Below are 26245 nucleotides of genomic sequence, written 5' to 3'. Positions count from 1 at the left end.
AACCTGATCCGACCTGGTCGACCGTTCAAGTGGTGGGTGACCGTGACTGTAAGTAAACTTCTGCGCGGTGATCGTGGCCGCAGAGTTGGGAGGCTCTGTCCATGATCGCATGACAGGGGAGGGTTCTGCACTTCCCGTGTCCTGAATTGTGTCGGGAGGGCGAGGGGAGCGTGGTGCATCTACTTCCGCTGTCCCCTAGTCAGCGGGGTTTATGGTTCGCGCAGCAACTGAATCCGGACATGCCATTCACCACGGCTCAGTACGTCGAGTTTCAAGGTGATCTTGACGTGGACCTAGCCCGAGATGCCTGCGAGCAAGCTGCGCGCGACGTCGAATCGGGCACGTTGGTGCTGGTCGAGCAGGACGGCAAGCCGTTCCAGCAGGTGGTCCTCGATATCGAGGACGCTCCTGGCTATCTCGATCTACGGTCCGAGAAGGATCCGGAAGCTGCAGCTCATCGTTGGATGGCGGAGCAGTTCACGAAGCCTCTCGATCTGCTGAACGACCGGCTCATCGCCACCACCGTGCTGCGCATCGCGGACGACCGCTATTTCCTGTCGAGCTACGTCCACCACATCGCGCTCGACGGGCAGGGTGCGGTCAATATGCTCAACCGCGCCGCCGAGTTGTATTCGGCGTGGGTATCCGGCTCCGACGCACCGCCGCTCAAGGCGATGCCGCTTGCCGACATTCTCGATGTCGAGGCCGCCTATGTGGGCTCGAAGCGTCAGGACACCGACCGTCAGCACTGGCTCGAGCGTCTCGCCGACCTGCCCGAACCCGTGTCGTTCGTCGATCACGAGGCACCTCTCGGGGTGCCGGCGCGTCGGGCGAACTCCCAACTCGACGCCCACACCGCGGCTGCGGTCTCGGCCCTCGCTCATGACGCGAACTCCACCGACGTTCCGATCGTCCTCGCGGCGTTCGGCGCGTTCCTCGCCCGGACGACGGGTGTGGTCGACGTCGTGCTCAGCCTGCCGGTCTCCGCCCGCACCACCGCCGCGCTGCGTCGGTCCGCTGGTGTTCTCGCCAATGTCGTGCCGTTGCGCCTGTGCGTGGATCCGGCGACCACACCTGCCGAACTTATCCGCGACGTGCAGGTGGAATTGAGCAGCACCCTGCGCCACCAGCGGTACCGGTATGAAGACATGCTCGCGGATCTGCGCAGCCTCGGCCGCTCCCGCGACGAGGCGGCGAGCCCGTTCGGCCCTACCGTCAACTTGATGATGTTCCATCCCGAGATCGCGTTCGGCGACGTGACGGGGGAGTACCACCATCAGTCCAGCGGCCCGATCGACGATCTGGCCGTGAACGTCTACCCGGGCGTTGCCGGCCGCACGATGCGCGTCGACTTCGAGGCCAACCCCAATCTCTACAGCGACGAGCACCTCTCGTCGCTGCACAGCCGTTTCCGCGGATTCCTGAAGGAGTTCGTGCAGAACGCGGGCGTCGCAGTGGGCGATCTAGCCCTCGCCGACCCGGTCGAACTCGACGGCCTGGCTCCCGCCCGCGGACGCACCGCGCCCGAGCCGGAACTGCTGCCCGACGTCCTTACCCGCCACGCCGCGAGCGACACCGTCGCCGTCGTGGACGGACACGACAGCATCACCTACCACGAACTCGACGCTCGCTCCGATGCGCTCGCTCATGCGCTGGTCGCGGCGGGTGCCGGACCCGAAGAGCGCGTCGCGGTGCTGCTGCCTCGCTCGATCGATTCGGTGGTCGCGCTGTGGGCCGTCGCCAAGACCGGCGCCGCCTACACTCCGCTCGACCCCGAACTTCCCGCCCGTCGCCTCGAGCAGGTGCTGCGCGATATGCGGATCGCCGTCGCTCATGACCACCCGGCATTGCTCGAGCACGTCACCCGCATCGCGCCGCCTGCCGACGGCTCCGCTGAGACCTTCACCGCCGAGCATCGCCTGCGGCCGCTGCACGTCGACAACACGGCGTGGGTCGTCCACACCTCCGGTTCCACCGGCACCCCGAAGGCCGTCGCGGTGGGGCACGGCGGTGTGTCGGCGCTCGTGTCGACGCTGCGCGATTGCTACCGCGCCGATGAGACGTCGCGGGTGCTGCACCTCGCGTCGCCGTCCTTTGACGCGTCGCTGCAGGAGCTGCTCCTCGCCTTCGACGCCGCCGCAACCCTGGTGATCTGCCCGCCCGACGCCGTCGGCGGACCGGCGCTGGCAACCCTGCTGCGCAGCGAAGCCGTCACCCACGCGATCACCGCACCGGCGATCCTCGCCGTCACCCCCGACGACGGCCTGCCCGACCTGCAGGTTCTCGACGCCGGGGGCGAAGCACTGCCGCAGGCCGTGGCCGATCGCTGGTCCACCGGCCGCACGATGCTCAACGCCTACGGGCCCACCGAGACCACGATCCTCGCGACCCTCAGCGATCCGCTGCAACCCGGCGCGGGCGTGCCGATCGGCCGGCCGATCGACGGCATGACCGCCGTCGTCCTCGACGTCCGTCTGCATCCCGTGCCCGCCGGCGTGATCGGCGAGCTGTATCTCGGGGGACCGGGCGTCGCGCGCGGCTACCTCGGCGCACCGGCCCTCACCGCCGAACGCTTCGTCGCCTCACCGTTCGGTGGGCGCATGTACCGCACGGGCGACCGCGCCCGCTGGACCACCGACGGTCACCTCGAATTCCTCGGCCGCGCTGACCAGCAGGTGAAGATCCGCGGCTACCGCATCGAACTCGGTGAGATCGAAGCCGCGCTCGTCTCCTTCGACGAGGTGCAGGCCGCGACCGTCACCGTCCACGGCGAGCACATCGCCGCCTACGTCGTGGGCGACGTCGACCCCGCCGACCTCACTGTCCGTCTCGCCGACGAACTGCCCACCTATCTGCGTCCGTCGTCGATCACCGTGCTCGAGGCGCTGCCCCTTACGCCGGGCGGCAAGGTCGACCGGCGCGCGCTGCCCGCACCCGAGCGTGCCGTGGCCGTCGGATCACGACCGCCCAACGGCCCAACCGAGAAGATCGTCGCGGAGCTGTTCGCCGAACTCACCGGCATCGACGACATCGGAGCCGACGACGACTTCTTCGCGCTCGGCGGCCACTCACTCGGCGCCGCGCAGCTCGCCGCCCGTCTCGGGGCCGCACTGGGCCGCGACGTGCAGCTGCGCGACGTGTTCGCCCACCCGACCGTCGCCAGCCTTGCGGCCGCCGCGGCGAAACGACCCGAATCGGAATCGCGACCTGTCGCCACTCCCGACATCGGACCGTCGCCGCTCGCTCCCGCGCAGCGCCGACTGTTCCTGCTCGCCCGCGCGCACGGCGACCCGGCCGCCTACCATCTGCCGTTCGCGTTGCACCTCGACGGCGCCCTCGACCTGCCGGCTCTGCAGGCCGCGGTGGTGGACGTCCTCGACCGGCACGAAACCCTCCGCACGCTGTTCCGCCTAGAGCTCGACGGCCCGGTGCAGGACGTGCTGCCGCTCGAGCGCGCCGTCGCCGGTCTCGCGCTCGAACCGGAAACCACCGAGGGCGACGTCGAAGCGCTCATCACCGAGTGGGCGGCCGAACCGTTCGACCTCACCGCGCAGATCCCGTTCCGGATCCGCCTGCTGCGACTCGCCGACGACAAGCACGTGCTCGCCGTCGTCGCCCACCACATCGCGCTCGACGGTGCGTCGTTCGTGCCGCTCACCGCCGACGTCGCCACCGCCTACCTCGCCCGCACGACCGGGGAGGCGCCCGCGTGGACGCCGCTGCCGCTGCACTACCGGCACTACGCGCAGTGGCACCTCGATCGCCTCGGCGATCCGACAGCGCCCGACACTCGCGCCGGTCGCGAGATCGACTACTGGACACGCACACTCGACGGTCTCGCCGACGCCGCGCCGCTGCCCACCGACCGTCCTCGCAATGGTGGCTTCGGTCCCGCCGCGGCCGTGGACTTCACGGTGCCGGCCGAGCAGGTCGCGGCACTGCGGTCCGTCGCCGCCGCGCACGACGCCACCACTTTCATGGCCGTGCACGCCGCCGTCGCCGTGTGGCTCGCCGCCTGGACCTCCGGGCACGACATCGCCATCGGCACCGGAACGGCCGGTCGCGACCACCCCGACCTCGACGCGCTCGTCGGCATGTTCGTCGGCACCGTCACCCTGCGAACGAATGTCGACCCGGCACAGCCGTTCACGTCGCTGCTCGCGCAGGCCCGCGACACCGACCTCGACGCCTTCGCGCACGCCACCGTGCCGTTCGACTACGTCGTCGACGCCCTCGGCTTCTCGCCCTTCCACGTGATGCTCGCCTACGACAACGTGGACGTGCCCGATCTCGAACTGCCCGGCCTCACCGTGCGGCCGCAGGAGATCGCCTCGTCGCAGGCACGATTCGACCTCGAGATCTCGCTGCGCGAACTGCGCGACGGATCGCTCACCGGCCGTCTCGTCTACGACACGAAGCTGTTCGACGACGACACCATCGCCCGCTGGGTGACCCGCCTGAGCGGAGTGCTCGAGCAGGTCGCGCAGCATCCGTCGCTGCCCGTCGGCGACCTCGACCTCGGCACCCTCTCCGTCGAACCGGCCGAGCCCGGCCCGGAGGCGACCTTCGCCGAGATCATCGACCGATCGCCGGCCTGCGTCGCCGAACCCGGTGGACAGGCCGCCGAGATCCGCACCGCGGCACGCCCGCTCGCGTGGACGCTGATCGAGCGTGGCATCGGCACGGAAGACCGTGTGGCCGTCGTGCTCTCGCGGTCGACGCGTTCGGTGCTCGCCGCCGCGGCAGTCGCGCTGAGCGGCGCGGCCTTCGTGCCTGTCGACCCCAGCCAGCCCGCTGCGCGCATCGCCCAGCTGCTCGGCGCATCCGGTGCGCGGTACGCGATCGTCGACGGCGACGTCGCGCTGCCCGACGGCGTCGAGCCGATTGCCTTCACCGTCGAGGGCGACACCCGCCCGATCGCCGACGCCGATCGTGTGCGGCCGCTGCACCTCGACAACACCGCCTACGTCGTCTACACCTCCGGCTCCACCGGCCGGCCCAAGGGCGTGGTGGTCTCGCACCGCGGACTCGGCCCGCTCGCCCAGTCGTTCGTCGAACGCTTCGACCTGCCCACCATCTCGGACACCGCAACCGACGCACGGGTGCTGCACTTCGCCACCCCCGCCTTCGACGGCGCGGTGCTCGAATACGTCCTGGCGCTCACCTCCGGCGGCACGCTGGTGGTCGCGCCCGCCGACCTGTTCGGTGGCGACGAGCTCGTGGAACTGCTTCGCACCGAAGGCATCACCCACTGGTTCTCGACGCCCTCGGTACCCACCCAACTCGACCCCACCGGACTCGGCGCCCTGCGCACCATCGCGATCGGCGGCGAGGCATGGCCGGTCGAGACCGCCGAACGCTGGGCACCCGGACGCACCCTGCTCAATGTCTACGGCCCCACCGAGACGACGGTGCTCGCCACGTCGAGCGAACCCTTCGCACCCGGCGACCGGCTCACCATCGGCACCGGCCTCGTCGGCGTCACCGCGGTGGTGCTGAGCGAACGCCTGCGGCCCGTGCCCGAGGGGGTGACCGGCGAGCTGTATCTCGGGGGACAAGGCGTCGCCCGCGGATACCTCGACGCACCCGCACTCACCGCCGACCGATTCGTCGCCAACCCGTTCGGCACCGGACGTCTCTACCGCACAGGCGACCTCGTGCGCTGGACGGGACATGACGACGACCGTGCCCTCGAATTCGTCGGCCGCAGCGACCACCAGGTCAAGATCCGTGGCTTCCGCATCGAACTCGGAGAGATCGACGCGACCCTGCAGACCCACCCGGGCATCGGCACCGCCGTGACCGTCGTGCGCGGCGACACCCTCGCCACCTACGTGCACAGCCGCAACGGCCGCCTCGACCCGCACGAGATCCGCGAATGGGCCGCCGAGCGTCTGCCCCGGCACATGGTGCCCGCGACCGTCACCGTGCTCGACGCGTTCCCGCTCACCAGCACCGGCAAGATCGACCGCGCCGCGCTGCCCGAGCCGGAGGTCACCGCGACCCGCACTGACGGATATCGCAGCGCCACCGAAGAACTCGTCGCCGGTGTCGTCGCCGACCTGCTCGACCTGCCGAGCGTCGCCGGATCCGACGACTTCTTCGCCGTCGGCGGCAACTCGCTGCTCGCGACCCAGCTCGCCGCGCGTCTGCGGGGAGTCGCGGGTCGCCGGGTGGGTGTGCGCGACATCTTCGAGCACCCCACCGTCGCCGAACTCGCGAACCTGCTCGTCGAGGAACCCACCGGCGAGCATCTGCCGCTCGTGCACGTCGATGACGACAGCGACGCGCCGCTCGCACCGGCGCAGCAGCGCATGTGGCTGCTCAATCGGTTCGACGTGGCCGACGGCATCGACGGCGGCGACCACATCGCCTTCGCGCTCGACCTCGACGCCGACACCGATCTCGACGCCGTGCGCGCGGCCGCCGCCACCGTGCTGGCCCGCCACGACTCGCTGCGCACGGTCTTCCCCGACAGCCCGTCGGGCCCGCGCCAGCACGTGCTGCCGTCGGTGACGCTCGACTTCGAGCCCGTCGACGCCGGCACCGACCTCGGCGGGGAGCTGACCGAATTCGCCCGCGCGCGTTTCGATCTCACCGTCGATCCGCCCATCCGCACCCGGCTGTGCCGGACGGACTCCGGATATGTCCTCGCTGTGGTGATCGACCACATCGCCGCCGACGGCCTGTCGCTGCTGCCGCTCGGCCGCGACGCCGTCGCCGCCTACCGCGCCCACCGCGACGGGGAGACGCCGGACCTGCCGGCCCCGGCGGTCACCTACCGCGACTACGCGCGCTGGCACCGCGCCGTGCTCGGCGACGAGAACGACCCCGACAGCCTCGCGGCCCGGCAGCTCGCCTACTGGAAGCAGACCTTCGACGACGCGTCGCCGCTGCTTGCGTTGCCCACCGACCGTCCCCGCACCGCGGCGACCACAGGTACCGCGGGTCGCGCGAGCTTCGCGATCCCCGCCGAACTGCACGCCGCGATCGACAAACTCGCCCGCGCCCACGACGTCACGCCGTTCATGGTGATGCACGCGGCGCTCGCGACGCTGCTGTCGGCGCTCGCCGCCACCGACGACGTCACCATCGGCACGCCGGTCTCCGGCCGCAGCGACGCCGCGGTCGACGATGTGGTGGGCATGTTCGTCGGCACCGTGCCGCTGCGATTGCGGGTGCATCCGCGCCGCACCTTCGCCGACCTGCTCGCCGATACCCGTCGCGCCGACCTCGACGCCTTCGCTCACGCCGACGTGCCGTTCGATCGGATCGTCGACGCCGTGGGGGCCGGCACCGATGCCCACCACCCGTTGTTCCAGGTCATCCTGGCGTACGAGTCGTTCTCGCTCGACGAGTTCACGCTGCCCGGCAGCTCCACGACCATCCGCGAGATCCCGGTGGGCACCGCGCGCGTCGACCTCGAGCTGACCGTCCGCGAACGTCGTTCCGAGACCGGTGTGCCGGCCGGTTTGGAGACGATCCTTACGTACGCGGACGAACTTTTGGATTCGCACACGATTGTGCAGTGGCAGTCGTGGTTCGTGCGTATCCTCGACTCCGTTACCGCCGACCCGGCTGTGCCGGTCGGCGGTATCGAGTTGTGCGACGCCGACCTCACCCCCGTCGGCGTCGCACAACAACTACCGGCAGAGTCGCTGCCCGAGCTGGTCGCGCAGCGCGTGGCCGACGATCCTGCGGCCGTCGCCGTGGTGGGGGACGGGTACTCCCTCAGCTACGGCGCGCTGTGGTCGCGCTCGGGCGCGCTCGCCAAACTCCTCCGCGAACGCGGCGTCACCGCCGAGGACGTCGTCGCCGTCGCACTGCCGCGCACCCCCGACCTCGTCGTCGCGATCCTCGCCGTCTCCCGCGCCGGCGGCATCTACCTGCCCGTCGACGTCACGCATCCCGCCACGCGCCTGCAGGCACTGTTCGACGACGCACAGCCCTCGCTGGTCGTCACCGACAGCGACCTCACCGACATCCGGGTTCCTGCGGTGCGACTCGACGCCCCGGAGGTCGCCGGCCGCCTCGACGACGGCGCACTCTTCGACTTCCCGCTCGTCGCGGATCTCGGCGCCTACATCGTCTACACCTCCGGCTCCACCGGAACCCCCAAGGGCGTGCAGGTGACGCACCGCAACGTGCTGTCGCTGCTCGCAGCGACCGTCGACGAGTTCGGGCTACGCGCCGACGACGTGTGGACGCTGTTCCACTCGCCGGCCTTCGACTTCTCCGTGTGGGAGATGTGGGCACCGCTCGCCACCGGCGCTTCTGTCGTGGTGGTCGACCACCTCACCGTGCGCGACCCGGCCGCCTTCGTGGACGTGCTCACCAGCAACCGGGTGACGGTGCTCAACCAGACCCCCACGGCCTTCTACCAGCTCGCCGCCACCGATCACGCACCGCTCGAGGACCTGCGGCTGCTGATCTTCGGCGGCGAAGCCCTCGACCCCGCGCGGGTGCGCCCGTGGGTCGAACATCATCCGCATGTGCGGGCGGTCAACATGTTCGGCATCACCGAGACCACCGTGCACGTCACCTTCGGCGACGCCACCGCGACCGGCATCGGTGCACCGCTGCCCGGTCTCGCCGTGGACGTGCTCGACTCCTCGCTGCGACCCGCACTGCCCGGCGCGATCGGCGAACTGTATGTGCGCGGAGAACAACTCGCGCGCGGCTACCGCGGACGCCCCGGCCAGACCGCGACGCGTTTCGTCGCCGCTCCCGGTGGCGCCCGCCGCTACCGCACCGGCGATCTCGGCCGCCGCGACACCAGCGGTGCGCTGCACTATCTCGGTCGCGCCGACCAGCAGATCGAACTGCGCGGCTACCGCATCGAGCCCGGCGAGATCGAAGCCGCCCTGCTGCGCAGCGAAGGTGTGCGTCAGGCCGTCGTGCTGCTGCGCGACGACCGGCTCGTCGCCTATCTCGTCGGCGGCGACGCCACCGCCGCCCTGCGCGACCTGCGCCGCAGCCTGCCCGACTACCTCGTGCCGTCGGCCACCGTGGTCCTCGACGCGCTGCCGCTCACCGCCAACGGCAAACTCGACCGCGCCGCGTTGCCCACCCCCGACGTCACCGCCGGTGGGGGAGCGGCACCGCACGGACCGGTCGAGGAACTCGTCGCGGACGTGTGCGCCGAACTGCTCGGCATCGCCCCCGGCACCCTCGGCGCCGACGACGACTTCTTCCACCTCGGCGGCAACTCGCTGCTCGCCACGCGCCTCGCCGGTCGCCTCTCGGACGTGCTCGACACCGACGTCACCGTGCGCGACGTGTTCGAGAATCGCACCGTCGCAGCGCTCGCCGCCTTCGTGGACGAGAACGGTGAGACTCGCTCGCGCCGTACACCTCTCGTCGCCGATCCGGACGCACCCGCTCCGCTGTCGGCGGCGCAGCAGCGCCTGTGGTTCATCAACCGCTTCGACCCGGCGTCCCCGAGCTACAACCTGCCCTTCGCGGTGCGGCTCGACGGGAACCTCGACGTCGACGCCCTCGCCGCCGCCGTGACCGATGTGCTCGAACGGCACCGCACCCTGCGCACCGTCTACCCCGCCGCCGACGAGTACACCGCGCTGCCTGCCGCGCGCCCCGATCTCGACCCGGTGGCCGTGCCCGAAGACGCCCTCGACGAGTTCGTCCGCGACTACGCCACCGCCGGCTTCGATCTCACCGTCGAACCCCCGGCCCGCATGCGGCTGTACCGGACGGCACCCGACCGGCACGTGCTGCTCGTCGTCCTGCACCACATCGCCGCCGACGGCTGGTCGCTCACGCCGCTGCTGCGCGACATCGCCGTCGCCTACGACGCCCGCCTCACCGGCGCGACCCCCGAGCTGCCGGAACTGCCCGTCCAGTACACGGACTACGCGCGGTGGCAGCGCAGCGTCGCCGACGAGCAGATCCCGTACTGGCTGAGCGAACTCGCCGACCTGCCCGACGAGGTGACCCTCCCCGGTGACCGACCGCGACCCGCACAGCCCACCGGACACGGCGCCGCCCATACCGTCTCGCTCGACGCCGACCTCGTCCGCGGACTGCACACGCTGGCCCGTGAGGGTCGCGCGACGGTGTTCATGGTGCTGCACGCCGCCCTCGCGGCCCTGCTCGCGCGGCACGGTGCCGGTCGCGACATCCCCATCGGCACCGCCGTCTCCGGTCGCGGCGACCCGCAGCTCGACGACGTCGTCGGCATGTTCGCCGGCACCCTCGTGCTGCGCACCGACGTCGACCCCGACGCCACCTTCACCGACCTGCTCACGCAGGTGCACCGCCGCGACCTCGCCGCCTACAGCAACCCGGACGCACCGTTCGAGACGCTCGTCGAGAAGCTGCAGCCCGCCCGCAGCGAAGCGCGGCACCCGCTGTTCCAGATCGCGTTGTCGCAGGCACGACCCGTCGCATCGACCTTCGCGCTGCCCGGCCTCAACGTCACCGCCGCGCCCATCGACACCGAAACGGTCAACGTCGACGTGCAGGTCACCGTCACCGAACAGCAGGACGGCATCGACCTCGAATTCTTCTACAGCACAGACCTGTACGACGCCGACACCGTCGCCGCCTATGCCGAGCGCCTGCGCACGATCCTGAGCGCGGCCGTCGCGGATCCGGATGTGCGGGTCGGGGAGATCGCCCTGCACGACGACGCCGACCTGCCCACCGTCGGCGCTGTGCCGGGCGCACCCCGGTCGCTGCGCCAGTGGCTCGCGCAGGGCGCGGCTGCCGGCGGCGAGGAACTCGCGATCGTCGACGACGACCGCGAACTGTCGTATCCCGAACTGCTCTACTATTCCGACGCTCTCGCCGCGCGCCTCCAGCTCGCCGGGGTGCGCCCGGGCGATCCGGTCGCGTGTGCCTACCCCCGCTCGCTCGAATCGGTGCTCGCCGTGTGGGGCATCATCGGCGCCGGCGCCGCACCGATGCTCGTCGACCCCACCGCCCCCACCGCGCGCCTGGCCGAGATGCTCGCCGACGTGCGTGTGGGAGTCGGTGAAGCGCCGACACTTCCGGCGACCGTGCGGTGGCTCGAGGTGACTTCCGACGACGAGGAACCGCTTGCCGACGTCGTCGATCCCGCACCCGACGCCCCCGCCTACTTCGTCTTCACCTCCGGCACCACCGGACACCCCAAGGCCGTCACCGTCACCCAGCGCGCCGCGAGCGCGTTCGCCGAGGACATCGGCGAATACCTCGCTGCCTTCCCGGGCGATCGGGTCCTGCACGTCGCGGCACCGTCGTTCGACGCCGCGATGCTCGAGATGCTCACCGCCGGCATCTCCGGCGCGACGCTCGTGGTGGCCGACGCCGACAGCTACGGTGGCGCTGCCCTCGGCGACCTGCTCGACAGCGCCGCGATCACGCACGCGGTGATGACGCCGTCGACGCTCGCGACCGTGCCGGTGCGCGACCTGCCGGCCCTGCGCACGCTCGTGCTCGGCGGCGACCGGCTCACCCGCGAGATCGTCGATCGTTGGGGAGACGGGCGCACTCTCGTCAACAGCTACGGCCCGGCCGAGGCCACGATGTTCGTCACCAACTCGCAGCCCCTGCGACCGGGCGACGACATCGTCATCGGCACTCCCGTCCGCGGCGTCACCGTCGAGGTTCTCGACGAGCGGCTGCGTCCCGTGCCCGCCGGTGTGGTCGGCGAACTGTACGTCTCGGGACCGCGACTGGCCTCGGGCTATCGCGGCGCCGCTGCGCGAACCGCCTCGCGGTTCGTCGCCGGACCCGACGGCCGCCGCTACCGTACCGGCGACCTCGTGCGCTGGACCCGCGCCGGTGCCCTCGAATTCGTCGGCCGCAGCGACAACCAGATCAAGCTGCGCGGTGTGCGCATCGAGCCCGGCGAGATCGACACCGCCCTCGCCGCACTCGACGGCGTCGACCGCGCCGTGACCCTCGTGCGCAGCGGCCGCCTCATCTCCTATGTCACCGGCGAGAACCTCGACGGCAGTAATTTGGACGACGCAGACCTGCGAGCCCAGCTGCGCACCGTCCTGCCCGCGCACCTCGTGCCCACCGCGATCGTGCCGCTGGCCGCGATCCCGCTCACCTCCCACGGCAAGGTCGACGCCGCCGCCCTGCCCGAACCCGCCGCCGGCGAAGGCAGCGAACCGCGCACCGAGACCGAAGCGCTCGTCGCCCGCATCATCGGCGACGTCCTCGGCGACGGCACCGCGGTGGGACGCACCGACGACTTCTTCGCCGTCGGCGGCAACTCGCTGCTCGCCACCGTCCTCGTCGGGCGCCTGCGCGACGAGACCGGCACCGAGGTGCCGCTGCGCACCGTCTTCGCGAACCCCACCGTCGACGCGCTCGCCGCCGCCCTCGACGCCGGTGGTTTCGACACCGGCGCCGGCCCCGTCGCCGTGTCGCCGCGACCGGCACGGATCCCGCTCAGCCGCGCCCAGCGCCGCCTGTGGGGTCTGAGTTCGATTGCCCCCGATGCGTACCGGTTGCGCAGCGAGGTCAACCTGAGCGGACCGCTCGACCTCGGAGCACTGCAGGCCGCGCTCGGCGACATCGCGCTGCGCCACGAGATCCTGCGCACCGACTACCTCGTCGACGGCGACGGGGTGTACCAGGAGATCCACGAGGCGCCGCGCAGCGACCGGTGGCGCGTGCGACTCGAACGCACCGGCCCCGACCAGCACGTGCTGCACCTCGACGTCGACCACTCGATCGCCGACGGCACGTCGCTGCGGCCGCTGCTGCGCGACCTCACCATCGCCTACCTCGCCCGCGTGAACGGCACGGCACCGCAGTGGGAACCGCTGCCCCTGCAGTACGCCGACTACGCCCTGTGGGAAGCCGAACGCGGCATCCCCGAGCGCGACCTCGAACACTGGCGGCGCGCCCTCGACGGACTGGCCGTCACCGAACTGCCCGCCGACGCCACCGGAACCGACACCGGTGCGCGCAGCGTGGACTTCACGGTGCCCGCCGATGTGCGCGACGCGCTCGCCGAACTCGCCCGCGCACACGGCGCCACCGAGTTCATGGTGCTGCACGCCGCGCTGTCGGTGCTGCTCGCACGACTCGGCGGCAGCGACGACATCGCCGTCGCCGCTGTGGTTGGCGGACGCCGCTGGGCGCAGCTCGAAGACCTCGTCGGTCCGTTCCTCGACACCCTCGTGCTGCGCGCCCGCGTGGCTCCGGACATGTCGTTCGCCGGACTGCTCGGCCAGGTCCGCGACTTCGACGTCGCCGCCTTCGACCACGTCGCCGTGCCCTACGAGCAGCTGCTGTCGGAGCGGCAGAGCGGCGCACCGCAGGTCGCGCTGGCGCTGCAGGACTTCGGCATCGACCCGATCAGCCTCGGGGAGCTCACCGTCGAGGCCCGCGAAGTCCTCGACGACACACCGAAGTTCGACCTGCAGTTCACGCTCGCCCCGCGCCCCGACGGCTACACCGGCACGCTCGTGTTCGACGCCGCCCGCTTCGCCGGCCGCACCGCCGAACTGCTCGTCACCCGGTTCGTCGCGCTGCTCGGCACCCTGGCGAGCGCACCCGACAGTGTTGTCGGCGGACTGACGGTCGACACCCCGGCCGCTGCCCTCGACGGTGGCGAACCGGCCCCGACTCGCACCCTCGCCGAGATGCTGCGCGCCACCGCCGCCGCGCATCCCGACCGCGAGGCCCTGCGCGGCGACGGCGAATCGCTCACCTACCGCGAACTCGACGAGCAGTCCGACGCCCTCGCCGACGAACTGCGGGCCGACGGCGCGCGGGACGGCCGGATCGTGCGCATCGACGCGCCGCGCAGTGTCGACTACATCCGCACCTTGTGGGCCATCACCAAGACCGGTGCGGCCTTTACACATTCTCGGCAGGCGGGGGAGACATGCCTGCCCGGCACCGCCTACGTCGTGTCCACCTCCGGGTCCACCGGCACCCCGAAGCGGGTCGCGGTGACGCACCGCGGACTCGCCCCGCTCGCCGCCGAAGTGGCCGAGCGTTACCGGGTCGAGCCCGGAGACCGCGTGCTGCACGGCTATTCACCCGAGTTCGACGCGGCACTGCTCGAACTGCTGCTCGCGCACACCACCGGCGCGACGCTCGTCGTCGCACCCCCGGACGTCTACGCCGGGCAGGACCTGCACCGCTACCTCGCCGAACAGCGCATCACCCACTACCTGTCGACCCCCACGGTGCTCGGCACCCTCGATCCCGAGGGACTGCCCGACCTGAAGGTCGTCGCCTCGGGTGGCGAATCCCTGTCGCCGTCGCTCGCGGCGCGCTGGGCCGACGGCCGCGTGATGCTCGACGCGTACGGGCCGACCGAGGCCACGATCGTCGCGACCCTCGTCGACATCGAACCCGGCACCCGCCCGAGCATCGGCAAGCCCGTGCCCGGCACCGTCGCTCATGTGCTCGACGCGCGCCTGCGTCCCGTGCCGGCCGGAGCCGTCGGCGAGCTGTACCTCGCGGGTGAGGGCCTCGCCGCCGGATATCTCGACGATCCGGCCCGCACCGCCGAACGCTTCGTCGCCGCCCCCGGCGGTGCACGCATGTACCGCACGGGTGATCGCGTCCACCGCCGCGTCGACGACACCCTCGGCTATCTCGGCCGCACCGACCGCCAGCTCAAGGTGCGCGGCGTGCGCATCGAACCCGGCGAACTCGAAGCGACGCTGCTGGCCCAGCCCGGCATACGGCAGGCCGCGGTGGTCGCGGTGAGTGGCACGCTCGTCGCGTTCGCGGCCGGACCGGATCTGTCGGCCGACGACATCACTGCGCGAGTCGCGCTCGTCGTGCCGCCGCACCGCATGCCGACCCGTGTGCACGCGCTCGACCAGCTGCCGCTCACGGCCAACGGCAAGCTCGACGTCGCCGCGCTCGAACTGCACGACGCCGCCGCACTCGACGACGACGCAGCCCTCGACCGGCCGCTCACCGACGCCGAGGATCTCGTCGTCACCGTCGCCGAGGACGTGCTCGGCGCCCGCCCCGCCGCGCACCGCGGGTTCTTCACCGCCGGCGGCGACTCGCTGTCGGCCGTCGTCTTCGCTGCGCGACTGAGCGAGGCGTTCGGCACCGACGTGCCGGTGCGCGAGGTGCTCGCCGCGCCGACCCTGGCCGCGCTCGCCGCCCGGATCGAATCCGGTGACGACCAGCGCGTCGCGCTGCGGCACTACGACGACGACACCCCGGCACCGATCGCCCCCGCGCAACGTCGCCTCGGCATCGTCGCGCGCGCCGAGACCGGCACCGCCGGATATCTCGTGCCGGTCGTGCTCACGCTGAGCGGCGACCTCGACGTCGACGCCCTCACCGCCGCAGTGAGCGACGTCGTCGACCGCCACCGCGTGCTGCGCACCGCCTTCACCGACGACGTGCAGGTGCCCGTCGACCCGCCGGTGCTCGAACACTCCGCGCCGGAGGACGTCGCCGCGGCCGTGACCGCCACGATCACCATGCCCTTCGACATCACGACGCAGGCCCCGATGCGGGTCCGGTTGTTCGACGTCGAACCCGGCCGCTGGGTGCTCGCTGCCGCCGTGCACCACATCGCGTTCGACGGTGCGTCCGTCGGTCCGCTGCTCACCGATCTCGCCGTCGCCTACGCCACGCGTCGCGGGGGAGAGGCACCGGTCTTCGAGTCGCTGCCCGTCACCTACGGCGACTACGCGCGCTGGCAGCACGAACTGCTCGGCGACACCATGGATCCGAGTTCGCTCGCTGCCCGCCAACTCGACTACTGGGCAACCACACTCGCCGGCCTGCCCGACAGCCCGCTGCCACTGCCCGCCGACCGGCCGCGCCCCGCGCAGCCGACCCACCGTGGCGCGCAGATCGTCTCCAAGCTCGACGCCGAGACCCACCGTCGCCTCCGGGACGTTGCGCGCAGCCACGACGTCACCGTGTTCATGCTCGTCCACGCGGTGCTCGCCGCGATGCTCGCGCGTCGCAGCGGACGCACCGACATCGCCGTCGGCACCGCGATCGCGGGTCGCACCGATGCGCGCCTCGACCGGCTCGTCGGCATGTTCGTCGGCACCGTCGTGCTGCGCACCGCCGTCGACCCGTCGCGGCCGTTCACCGACCTGCTGCGCGACGTGCGGGCCACCGACCTCGGCGCGCTCGCGCACGCCGACGTGCCGTTCGACGAGGTCGTCGCCCGCCTGGCACCGCGGCGCGACCCGTCGTACAGCCCGCTCTTCCAGGTGCTGCTCACGCACCGCGTCGAGGCCGGCGAGGTGCTGCCGCAACTGCCGGACGTGCAGATCGCCGAGACCGACGCCGGGGAACCGGCCGCGCAGTTCGACGTGGTCGTCGAACTCGTCGAGCGTGAGGCCGGACTCGACCTGCGCCTCGTCTATGCGACGGATCTGTTCGACGACACCACCGGCGACGCGATGCTCACCGACCTCGTCGCGATGCTCGCCGCGGCGCTCGCCGAACCCGACCGCGCCGTCGGTGATCTCGCCGTGCCGGTGCCCGCGCCGCTGTCGGCTCCGGCCGTCGCACCGCGCACGCTGCTCGAGATCCTGGAGACTTCCGTCGAGCAGCATCGCGGACGCATCGCGGTGCGCTCCGGCACCGTCGCGTGGACGTACGGCGGACTCGACGCCCGCGCCGACGAGATCGCCTCCGTGCTCGCCTCCCACGGCGTGCGACGCGGCGACCTCGTCGCGATCGCCGTGCCGCGCAGCGAGTACTGGCCGCTCGCCGTCTGGGCGATCACGAAACTCGGTGCGGCATGGGTGTCCGTCGACCTCACCCAGCCCGACGCGCGCAGCGCCGCGATCCTCGCCGACTCCGGCGCCCGCATCGGCCTGACCGTCGGCTACCGCGAACTCGGCCACGTGACGTGGCTCGACCTCACCGCCGACCGCAGCATCGACTTCGACGCCGTCGAACCCCCACGTCCCGCAGTGACATCCGACGACCTCGCCTACACGATCTACACGTCCGGCACCACGGGCACCCCGAAGGGCGTCGACGTCACCCACCGCGGACTCGCGGCGCTGCTCGACGTGCAGACCGGCCTGCTCGATCTCGGCCCGGAATCGCGCGTACTGCAGGTCGCCTCGCACACCTTCGACGCCGCGATCTTCGAACTGCTCTCCGCCCACGCACACGGCGGTGCCCTCGTGATCGCCCCCGACCACACCTTCGCCGGGGAACCCCTGCAGGAGCTGATCGTCGACGAGCGCGTCACGCACCTCAACCTCACACCCACCGTGCTCGGCACCCTCGACCCCGAGGCGCTCGGGCCGACGACGATCGTCGCTGCGGGTGAGACCCTGCCCGGTGCGCTGGTGGGCCGCTGGTCGCGGCACCGGATCGTCAACGGCTACGGACCCACCGAATTCACCGTCGCCGTCTCGTATTCCGTCCCGCTCACCAGCGACGAGAAGCCGAGCATCGGCACACCGGTCGCGGGAGCAACCGCCTACGTGCTCGATTCGCGCCTGCACCCCGTGTCACGCGGCACCGTCGGCGAGCTCTACGTGACCGGCGACAGCACCGTCCGCGGCTACCGCTACGAATCTGGACTCACCGCAACCCGATTCGTCGCGAATCCGTTCGACGACGGCGGGTCGCGGCTGTACCGCACGGGCGATCTGGTTCGGATCCTGCCGGACGGGGTACTGGACTACGTGTCCCGCATCGACGACCAGGTGAAGATCCACGGCATCCGCATCGAACCCGCCGAGGTCGACGCCGCGTTGCTGAACCGTCCGGGAGTCGCGGCGGCCGTGACCGTCCCGCATCCCGGACGCGACGGCGACACCGTTCTCGTCTCCTATATCCAGCCCGAGACCGGCACCGCACCCGACGTGTCCGCGCTGCGTCGCGCGCTCGTCGCCGACCTGCCGCGTCACCTGCGGCCGGTGAGCATCACCGTCGTCGACGCGCTGCCGCTGATGGCGTCCGGCAAGGTCGACCGCGCGGCGCTGCCCGCCCCCGACGCCGCCGTCGACGAACCGTATGTGGCGCCGCAGGGACGCATCGCGCAGGCCGTCGCCGCGGTGTTCGCCCGCCACCTCGACCTGCCGGTCGACGAGATCTCCGCCGACCGCGGCTTCTTCGATCTCGGTGGCAGTTCCATCGCCGCCGTCACCGTCGCCGGCGAACTGCGCGACGCGCTCGGCGCCGACGTTCCCATCGAGTGGCTGTTCACCAGCCCGGATCTCGCGTCGCTCGCCGACCGCATCGAACACGGCCGCAGCGACAATGAGCGCGACCCGCTCGGCAGCCTCGTCGAGATCGCCGGTCGCGGTGACGAGAAACCGCCGCTGTTCTGCGTGCACCCCATCAGCGGGCTCGCATGGATGTACGCCGGGTTCGCGCAGCATCTCGACGGCCGCACCCTCTACGGTCTGCAGGCAACGGGCTTCGACGACATTCCGGAGAGTATCGGCGAACTCGCCGCGCGGTATGTGGCCGAAATCCGTAAGGTGAGGGCCGATGGTCCCTACCACCTGCTGGGCTGGTCGGTGGGCGGCACCATCGCACACGAGATGGCCGTGCAACTACGCGAGCACGGAGAGCAGGTCGGTGCGGTAGTGCTGCTCGACACGCTCACGCCCGAGACTGTGCCTGCCGAACCCCACCCGACGGCAGAGAACGTACCCGACATCGCCGGGTTGCCCGAAGAACTCGTCGCCGAAGTCCGGCGCCGCACCGACGCCGCTGCACAGGCCGTCGAAGATGCGGTGCGCCGGCACACCCTCGGCGAATACGACGGCGACATCGACCTGGTGGTCGCCGCACCCGATCTCGACCGGCACCCAGATATCGCCGCCACCTGGCAGCGGTATGTGCGCGGTCTCGTCGTCGAACATCCGGTGCCGTTCACGCACTCGGAACTGGCCGATCCGGACGCGGTGCGTGCGATCGGCCCGGTGCTCGACAGCGTGCTCGAGCGCCACGACGACCCCCACACCGCGCCCGCCGGGTGCGCACGCAGTGTTACCGCAACGAGGGAGACGCCCTGATGGAAGTACATGATTACCTGCGAATTCTGCAGGCGAGGTGGAAGATCGTCGCCGTCACGACGGTGGTGGCGGTGCTTGCCGCTCTCGGCGCCTCCCTGCTGACCACGCCGCAGTACGAAGCCAAGACACGCCTGTTCGTGTCGACCTCGTCGGGCGCGTCGGTGCAGGAGATCTATCAGGGCAACCTGTTCTCCCAGCAGCGAGTCACTTCCTACACCGAACTGCTCGAGGGCACCACCCTTGCGCAGCGCACCCTCGACAAGCTCGGGCTGAGCGACCTGTCGGCCGTCGATCTCGCCGGCAAGGTCACGGCCTCGTCGACTCCCGACACGGTGCTCATCGACACCGCCGTCACCGACGAGTCGCCCGAGCGCGCCCGCGACCTCGCCAACGCGCTGTCCGACGAATTCGTCGTCATGGCCCGCGAACTGGAGACCCCCGAGAACGGTGGCCTGCCCACCGCTCGCGTGGTGGTCGAGCAGTACGCGGCCACGCCGTCGTCGCCGGTGACGCCGAAGACCACGCAGAACGTCGCGCTGGGTCTGGCCATCGGTGTGCTCCTTGGCCTCGCCCTCGCGGTGCTGCGTGACCGCCTCGACAACACCATCAAGGACCGCAACGCCGTCGAGGATCTCGCCGGCACCGGTGTGGTGGGTGTGATTCCTTTTGAGAAGGCACGGCACGAGGACCCGGCGATCGTGTTCGGAGAAGCCAACAGCGGCGACGCCGAGGCCTACCGCGAGATGCGGACCAACCTACAGTTCCTCGAGGTCGACAACCCGCCGCGCGCGATCGTCGTCACCAGCTCGCTGCCCAGTGAGGGCAAGACCACCACGGCCGTCAACCTGGCTCTGGTGCTTGCCGAGGCCGGCCATTCCGTGGTGCTCGTCGAAGCCGATCTGCGCCGCCCGCGTGTGACGAAGTACCTCGACACGCTCGGCGACGCCGGCCTGTCGAACGTGCTCGCTCACACGGCCGCGCTCGAGGACGTGCTCCAGCCCACCCGCTTCGACGGCATGTGGGTGCTCGCCGCCGGTGGTCTGCCGCCCAACCCGTCCGAGCTGCTCGGTTCCGCGCATGCGCGGGAGGTCATCGAGGACCTGCGGTCGCGCTTCGACTACGTCATCATCGACGCGCCGCCGCTGCTGCCCGTCACCGACGCGACGATCCTCACGAACATCGCCGACGGTGCGCTGCTCATCGCGCGCTACGGCAAGACCACCCGCGAGCAGTTCGCGCGGGCCGTCGGCAACCTGCGTGCGGTCAACGCGCCCGTGCTCGGCACGATCCTGGCGCTGACCCCAACCAAGGGACGCGGCACGGCCTACGAGTACCGCTACTACTACAGCTCCGACAAGGACGCTGCCACGCCGGCTGCCGCCCAGACGAGCACGCCGGCGACACAGCGTGTCGGAGCGCCGGCACCGACTGCACCGGCCGCCCAGCCGGCTCCGCAGGCACAGGCTCCGCAGGCGCAGGCACCCGTCGAGGGACCGGCCCGGCCGCAGAACGGTCACCGGCACGTCGAGCCGCCGGCCACGCAGGCCTATCCGGCGCCGAGCAACGACGCCTACCACTACCGCGCTGCGGAGCAGTTCCCGCCGGCACCGCAGCCGGCATCGGAGCGGTACGGCAGCGAGCCCTACCGGGCGCCGCAGGCGTATTCCGCCGCCGAGCCGCTGTCGCGGCCCGTGGTGCACGCACCGCGGCGCCCGGTGAACGACTCAGGCTCGGAGAGCGGCGAGGAGAGGTAGCAACAGATCGGCGATCTCGGACCCGACCGTGACGAACGTCTCCTCGTCACGGCCGATCGGGTCGACGATGTCCTCCGGCCCGGGCGCAGACATCTGCGCCCGGGCCGTCGTCAGTTCTGCGACGGTCCGCGCACCGGTGGCGTTCTGCAGCCTGGCGGCCTCGCGCAGCGTGAACGTCACGCGCATCCTGCGCGGTGCGAGCTGGACGACCTTGGCGCGGTGCCGCTCGCTCATCGTGATGATCATGTCGGAGTCCTCCGCGATCTGCGGGGTGATCCGACGCGCGGCGAATCCGTCCGGATCGCCTCCGAGCTGCTGCAACACCAGTGCTGCGGTGGGTTCCATGCCGTAGCCGACCATCGCCCGGGTGCCAGCGCTGTGCGCCGAGAGGTCGTCGCGACCGGCCTCGGCCGCGTAGGCGGTGGTCAGCCTTTCTGCGGTGGGTGATCGGCAGATGTTTCCGGTACACACATAGAGAATCCGCATTCGGCGATCCTATGGGAGACGCCTCCCGGACGCTCAGGAGACATCTGTGGAGTGCTCGGTCCCGGTGTACGTCATCCGAACGGCCCTCGTGACCGATCGGTAACGTTCTGTACCATCGTCGGTGATTTCGGGCGCCGGGGGAAGCTGACGCGGCTGGCGCATCCAACGTCGAAGGCGGCTGATGAGTTCTGTTCTCGGTGTGACCGTGGGGGAGAGCGCCGTTCGGGTGGTGCGGCCCGTGGATCGAACGACCCCGACGGCGGGGTTCCAGTTCCAGGTGGTCGAAACCGGTAAGGACGATCCGGCGCGGTTGGCGGCAGGCACCCTCGGGGTGCTCTTCCAGACCGGTGTCGCGGGCGATCCGGTCGAGCGGGTCGGACTGGTCTACCGCGACCAGGCACAGGCCGAACGCCTGCGTGCGGCGATGACCGTCGAACACATCGACCGCTACCTGCTCGTCTCCGAACCCGAGGCCGCCGTCACCTATCTGCAGGCCACGGGCGAACTCGGGAGCAACACCGCCGTCTTCTACGACCTCGGCGACGCCGGGCTCACCGTCACCGTCGTCGACCTCGTCTCCCGCGAGGTGCTCGCCGAACGCACCGACAGCATCGGCGGCCGCGTCTTCGACAACGTGATCCGCGACCACCAGCTCGACACCAACGGTGTGTGGCGCCCCGACGACCCCGCCACCGACGACGAACTGTCGGCCCAGTGCCGCGAGGCCAAGGAGAAGCTCTCGCAGAGCGAGACCGTGGCCGTGCCGGGCGCGGCGGGAGTCGTGCTCATGTCACGCGAGACCTTCGACCCGCTCATCGCGCAGTGCGTCGAGTCGTCGGCGCAGTTCGTGCACCAGGTGATCTCCCGTGCCGGTCGCAACCCCGAGGCCGTGGTCCTGCTCGGCGGCGGTGCGCACATCCCGCTCGTGCAGGAGGTGCTGCGCTCATGGCTCGGACTGCCGCTGGTGGTGCCGCACGAGCCCGAACTCGTGCTCGCCAAGGGCGGGGCGATGGCCGCCGCGAAACCGGCCACCTCGCAGCCCGTGAGCGCCCTCACCCGCATCGTGCCGGGCCGTCCCTCGTCGACCAGTGCCGAGACCGAACAGATCCCGGTCGTCGCCGCTGCGGCCCCCGCGCAGACGACCGCAGCCGCCGCGTCCGGTCCGGAGTCCGCCGACGCGAAGAAGCCGTGGTGGTCGACGTTGGCCGGTCGCGGCCCGTCGGTCAGCGGTAAACAGATCTCCGGCGCCGGTATCGCGGGCACGGCCCTCGCGGTCGTCGCGGTCATCGGGGTGGCGCTGAGCACCGGCTTCACGAGTTCGTCGACCGACGAGACGAGCCCCACCCAGTCGTACACCCCCCCGACGACCGGTGCGCCGCGGCAGAACCCCGCGCCGGCGGTGGCGCCTACGCAGGTCACCACGACTACCACCACGGTCGAGCCGGAGCCGGCTCCGACGACCTATTCGCCGCGCCCGGTCCCCCCGGCCCCCGAACCTCCACCCGCTCCGGTTCCGACCATCCCGGGTTTGGGGGTGCCGGTCCCGACGCTGCCGCCGCTGCCGACGATCGAGCTGCCCCCGCTGCCGCAGATCCGGCTTCCCTGACGTCACGCGCCGCCGACCCGTCGGCGGTCACGCACAGCGTCACGCGCGTCGCGCGTGCCGGCCACCCGTCTGCTGTCCGGGCGCGTCGGTGCGCGCGAGCACGGCGGCGATCGCCGTGGTGAGCGGCACCGACAACGTCAGCGCGATACCGCCGACGCATGCGCGGACCACCTCGATGGCCACGGCGTCGCCGGTGATCACATCGGTGATCGACCGCCCGGCCACCGAGAACAGCAGCAGTAGCGGCAGCGCGCCGCCCGCGTAGGCGAGGACGAGCGTGTAGACGGTGCTGGCGATGTGGTCGCGGCCCACACGCATCGCCGCCGAGAAGATCTCCCGGCGCGACGACTCGGGATCGAGCCCGGCGAGTTCGAATGCCGACGACGCCTGCGTGATGGTGACGTCGTTGAGCACACCGAGCGAGCCGATGATGAATCCGGCCAGCAGCAGGCCCGAGATCGACACGTGCCCGATGTACAGCTGCACGTCGGTGTTCTGTTCCTCCGACAGACCGGTCAGGTGCGTCATCCGGATCGCGACGTAGGACAGCAGGGCTGCCACGACCATCGAGGCGAGTGTGCCGAGCAACGCCGAACTGGTCCTCAGATTCACGCCGTGCGCCAGATACAGCACCGCGTAGAGGATGAGCGCACCGCCGACGAGCGCGACCGGCACGGCGGGTTTGCCGTCCAGGAGCGCCGGGAGCATGAACACCACCAGCACACCGAACGCGACGCCCAGGCCGATCAGGGCCCGCAGACCGCGCCAGCGGGCGATCGCGACCACCACGACGGCGAACGCCGCGACCACCAGGGCGAGCGGGAAGCCGCGGGCGTAGTCGTAGAAGGAGTACTGGGTGGCACCCGCGGGATCGGTCTGGCGGACGAGGCGGATCTCGTCGCCGGCCTGCAGTTCGGGCTGACCCGGGCCGGGGATCACCTCGAGGAGGGTCCGGGCGCCGTCGTCGGGACCGGATTCGATGGCGACGATGCTGCGTTCGCAGTCGAAGGTGTTGCTCGAGGGAGGGGACGGCTCACCGGTGAAGACGCGCCCGAAGGACGGGCTGCCGCACGGTCCGGTGTTCTGTTCGACGACCGTCCCGGCCTCGGTGACGACTGCGCCACCGCCGCTGGTCTGGAAGGGGGCGGGGATGTCCACGGAACGGCTGCTCGGCCACAGCAGGGCTGTGCCGAAGAGCACCAGGAGACCGATCGCGGCCAGTAGGCCGACGACGATCTTCGCGGCGATGGGGCCGAGCGGGATGGGACTTTCGGCCTGCCCGTGGCCGTGACCGTGTCCGTGGCTGAAATGGCCGTGTCCGTGATTCACTCGGACAGGCTAGCCAAGAAGCGAGGAGATTTGGGCTGGTGGTGGCGGGGAGCAGGGGGGGTGTCCCCGCCACCGTCACCTGATCTCGCACAGGGGGGATGGCGATCGATCAGGGAGCCCGGCACATTGCGTAGTGCTTAGTGCCATAAGACAAATTACTGGTTCCGGCCCCGGCTTGGGGAGGGGTTGGCGTGTGGCGATGGTCACGAACCCGACAAACTGTCCGTTCGGGTAGGTAGCGCGTGCCTCCAAACAGGGACTTTGGTCCCGAAAACCGCAAAGTAACTGTTCGGTAACGATGATCTTCCCGAGGTCGGAGCCGCCCTCCTACTGCTTGTAGGAGGACAGGAAGTTGCCGATCCGCTCGATCGCCACCGCCAGATCGCGTGCCCACGGCAGCGTGACGATCCGCAGATGGTCGTGGTTCGGCCAGTTGAAGCCCGTGCCCTGGGTGACGAGGATGCGCTCCTGCAGCAGCAGATCCTGCACGAGCTTCTCGTCGTCGTGGATGTCGTAGACCTCCGGATCCAGACGCGGGAAGGCGTACAGCGCACCGCGTGGCTTCACGCAGCTCACGCCCGGGATGGCGTTGAGCCGTTCCCAGGCGACATCGCGCTGCTCGAGCAGGCGCCCACCGGGCAGGACGAGATCCTCGATGCTCTGATAGCCACCGAGCGCCACCTGGATCGCGTGCTGGGCCGGCACGTTGGGGCACAGGCGCGTCGAGGCGAGCAGATCGATGCCTTCCAGGAAGCCTGCCGCGTGCTCCTTCGGGCCGGTGATGACCATCCAGCCCGACCGGTAGCCGGCGACGCGGTACGCCTTCGACAGGCCGTTGTAGGTCAGGCAGAGCAGGTCGGGGGCCAGCGAGGCGAGGGAGATGTGCTTGGCGTCGTCGTAGAGGATCTTGTCGTAGATCTCGTCGGCGAGCAGCAGCAGCTGGTGCTTGCGCGCGAGGCGCACGATCCCCTCGAGCACCTCCTGCGAGTACACGGCGCCCGTCGGGTTGTTCGGGTTGATCACCACGATCGCCTTGGTGCGCTCGGTGATCCGGGACTCGATGTCGTCGAGGTCCGGGTTCCAATCGTTGGTCTCGTCGCACAAGTAGTGCACCGGGGTGCCACCGGCCAGCGAGGTCATCGCCGTCCACAACGGGTAGTCGGGTGCCGGGATGAGCACCTCGTCGCCGTCGTCGAGCAGGGCCTGCATCGTGATGGTGATGAGCTCGGAGACGCCGTTGCCCAGGTAGACGTCGTTGATGTCGAACTTCGGGAAGCGCGGCACGAGCTCGTAGCGCGTGACGATCGCGCGACGGGCGGAGGCGATGCCCTTGGACTCCGAGTAGCCCTGCGCGTGCGGCAGCGCCGCGATCATGTCCTGCACGATCGTGTCGGGCGCCTCGAACCCGAACGGCGCGGGGTTGCCGATGTTGAGCTTGAGGATGCGATGCCCCTCGGCTTCGAGCCGCGCGGCGTGGGCGTGCACCGGCCCGCGGATCTCGTAGAGCACGTTCTGGAGCTTCGACGACTGCTCGAGCCGACGGCTGATGTGATGGTGAAGTTGGCCTTGCTCCTCGGTAGTCACGGGTTACATGGTGCCACCGTGCTGCAACACGATTTCATCCGCGTTTTCTCGGTTGCGGTAACGACTCGGGAAACAAGGCGCGACGAATGTCCGGATCAATGCGATGATCGAGGTCCATCTAGGCCGCACGTCGGGGTGACGTGGGGGAATGCAAGGAGCAAGTGGTATGGCGCAGGGCACTGTCAAGTGGTTCAACGCGGAAAAGGGCTTCGGCTTCATCGAGCAGGATGGTGGGGGAGCAGACGTTTTCGTCCATTACTCCGAGATCCAGGGGTCGGGCTTCAAGACCCTGGACGAGGGGGCACGAGTCGAGTTCGAGATCGGTCAGGGGCAGAAGGGCCCGCAGGCTCAGGGCGTGCGCATCATCTAGATCGCACCCTTTCGAGAATTCCGCGTTCGACGGCGTCGCACTTCCGGTGCGGCGCCGTCGTCGTGTGCTCTCCACCACAACAGGGGCGTATGGACCTACCTGTCGGTAAGTACGACTTGTAAGGTATATCCGAGTCGTGGGGTAACAGTTTGTTTTCTCCGGT

At 70.5% G+C, this 26245-nt stretch carries 7 protein-coding genes; 4 read left to right on the top strand and 3 right to left on the bottom strand.

Features of this window, described 5'->3' with window-relative positions; genetic code table 11:
- Window positions 1–173: 173 nt before the first annotated feature.
- Window positions 174–18953, top strand: coding sequence for a non-ribosomal peptide synthetase (locus C6Y44_RS20615; protein ID WP_225623840.1), 18780 nt, complete (start codon window positions 174–176; stop codon window positions 18951–18953).
- Entirely contained in the window at window positions 18953–20707 is a 1755-nt protein-coding gene (locus C6Y44_RS20610; RefSeq protein WP_192378523.1) for a polysaccharide biosynthesis tyrosine autokinase, read from the top strand. The genes C6Y44_RS20615 and C6Y44_RS20610 overlap by 1 nt, the downstream gene beginning before the upstream one ends.
- On the opposite strand, the gene C6Y44_RS20605 is transcribed toward C6Y44_RS20610, so the two are convergent.
- The gene (locus tag C6Y44_RS20605; RefSeq protein ID WP_192378522.1) at window positions 20678–21193 is read right to left on the bottom strand and encodes an arsenate reductase/protein-tyrosine-phosphatase family protein; all 516 of its coding nucleotides are present in this window, start codon (window positions 21191–21193) and stop codon (window positions 20678–20680) included. The two genes, C6Y44_RS20610 and C6Y44_RS20605, sit on opposite strands and share 30 nt — an antisense overlap.
- A 181-nt stretch (window positions 21194–21374) precedes the next feature.
- Here C6Y44_RS20605 and C6Y44_RS20600 point away from each other — a divergent pair, with 181 nt between their 5' ends.
- Window positions 21375–22799, top strand: a complete 1425-nt coding sequence (locus C6Y44_RS20600; RefSeq protein WP_225623625.1) for an Hsp70 family protein — start codon at window positions 21375–21377, stop codon at window positions 22797–22799.
- A 39-nt stretch (window positions 22800–22838) separates the two neighbouring features.
- Here C6Y44_RS20600 and C6Y44_RS20595 read toward each other — a convergent pair whose 3' ends face one another.
- Together C6Y44_RS20595 and C6Y44_RS20590 are read right to left on the bottom strand one after the other, a co-directional pair.
- Complete coding sequence (locus tag C6Y44_RS20595; RefSeq protein WP_120280266.1) at window positions 22839–24128, bottom strand: YibE/F family protein; 1290 nt, start codon at window positions 24126–24128, stop codon at window positions 22839–22841.
- Window positions 24129–24455: 327 nt separating this feature from the next.
- Window positions 24456–25712 (bottom strand): pyridoxal phosphate-dependent aminotransferase, encoded by a 1257-nt coding sequence (locus tag C6Y44_RS20590; RefSeq protein WP_120280265.1) that lies wholly within the window; start codon window positions 25710–25712, stop codon window positions 24456–24458.
- Window positions 25713–25878: 166 nt separating this feature from the next.
- Here C6Y44_RS20590 and C6Y44_RS20585 point away from each other — a divergent pair, with 166 nt between their 5' ends.
- Window positions 25879–26082: a cold-shock protein gene (locus C6Y44_RS20585; protein WP_120280264.1), complete on the top strand. Its 204-nt coding sequence runs from the start codon at window positions 25879–25881 to the stop codon at window positions 26080–26082.
- Window positions 26083–26245 lie beyond the last annotated feature (163 nt).

The sequence above is a fragment of the Rhodococcus rhodochrous genome (assembly GCF_014854695.1).
Classification (GTDB): Bacteria; Actinomycetota; Actinomycetes; order Mycobacteriales; family Mycobacteriaceae; genus Rhodococcus.
Note: the sequence above shows the minus strand (reverse complement) of the source record. Positions and strands in the feature narration are given on the sequence as shown.

What these genes read in the sequence shown, in the direction of transcription:
- C6Y44_RS20605 (WP_192378522.1), bottom strand. Translation starts at nt 21,193, where the DNA reads ATGCGGATTCTCTATGTGTGTACCGGAAACATCTGCCGATCACCCACC.
- C6Y44_RS20585 (WP_120280264.1), top strand. Translation starts at nt 25,879, where the DNA reads ATGGCGCAGGGCACTGTCAAGTGGTTCAACGCGGAAAAGGGCTTCGGC.
- C6Y44_RS20600 (WP_225623625.1), top strand. Translation starts at nt 21,375, where the DNA reads ATGAGTTCTGTTCTCGGTGTGACCGTGGGGGAGAGCGCCGTTCGGGTG.
- C6Y44_RS20610 (WP_192378523.1), top strand. Translation starts at nt 18,953, where the DNA reads ATGGAAGTACATGATTACCTGCGAATTCTGCAGGCGAGGTGGAAGATC.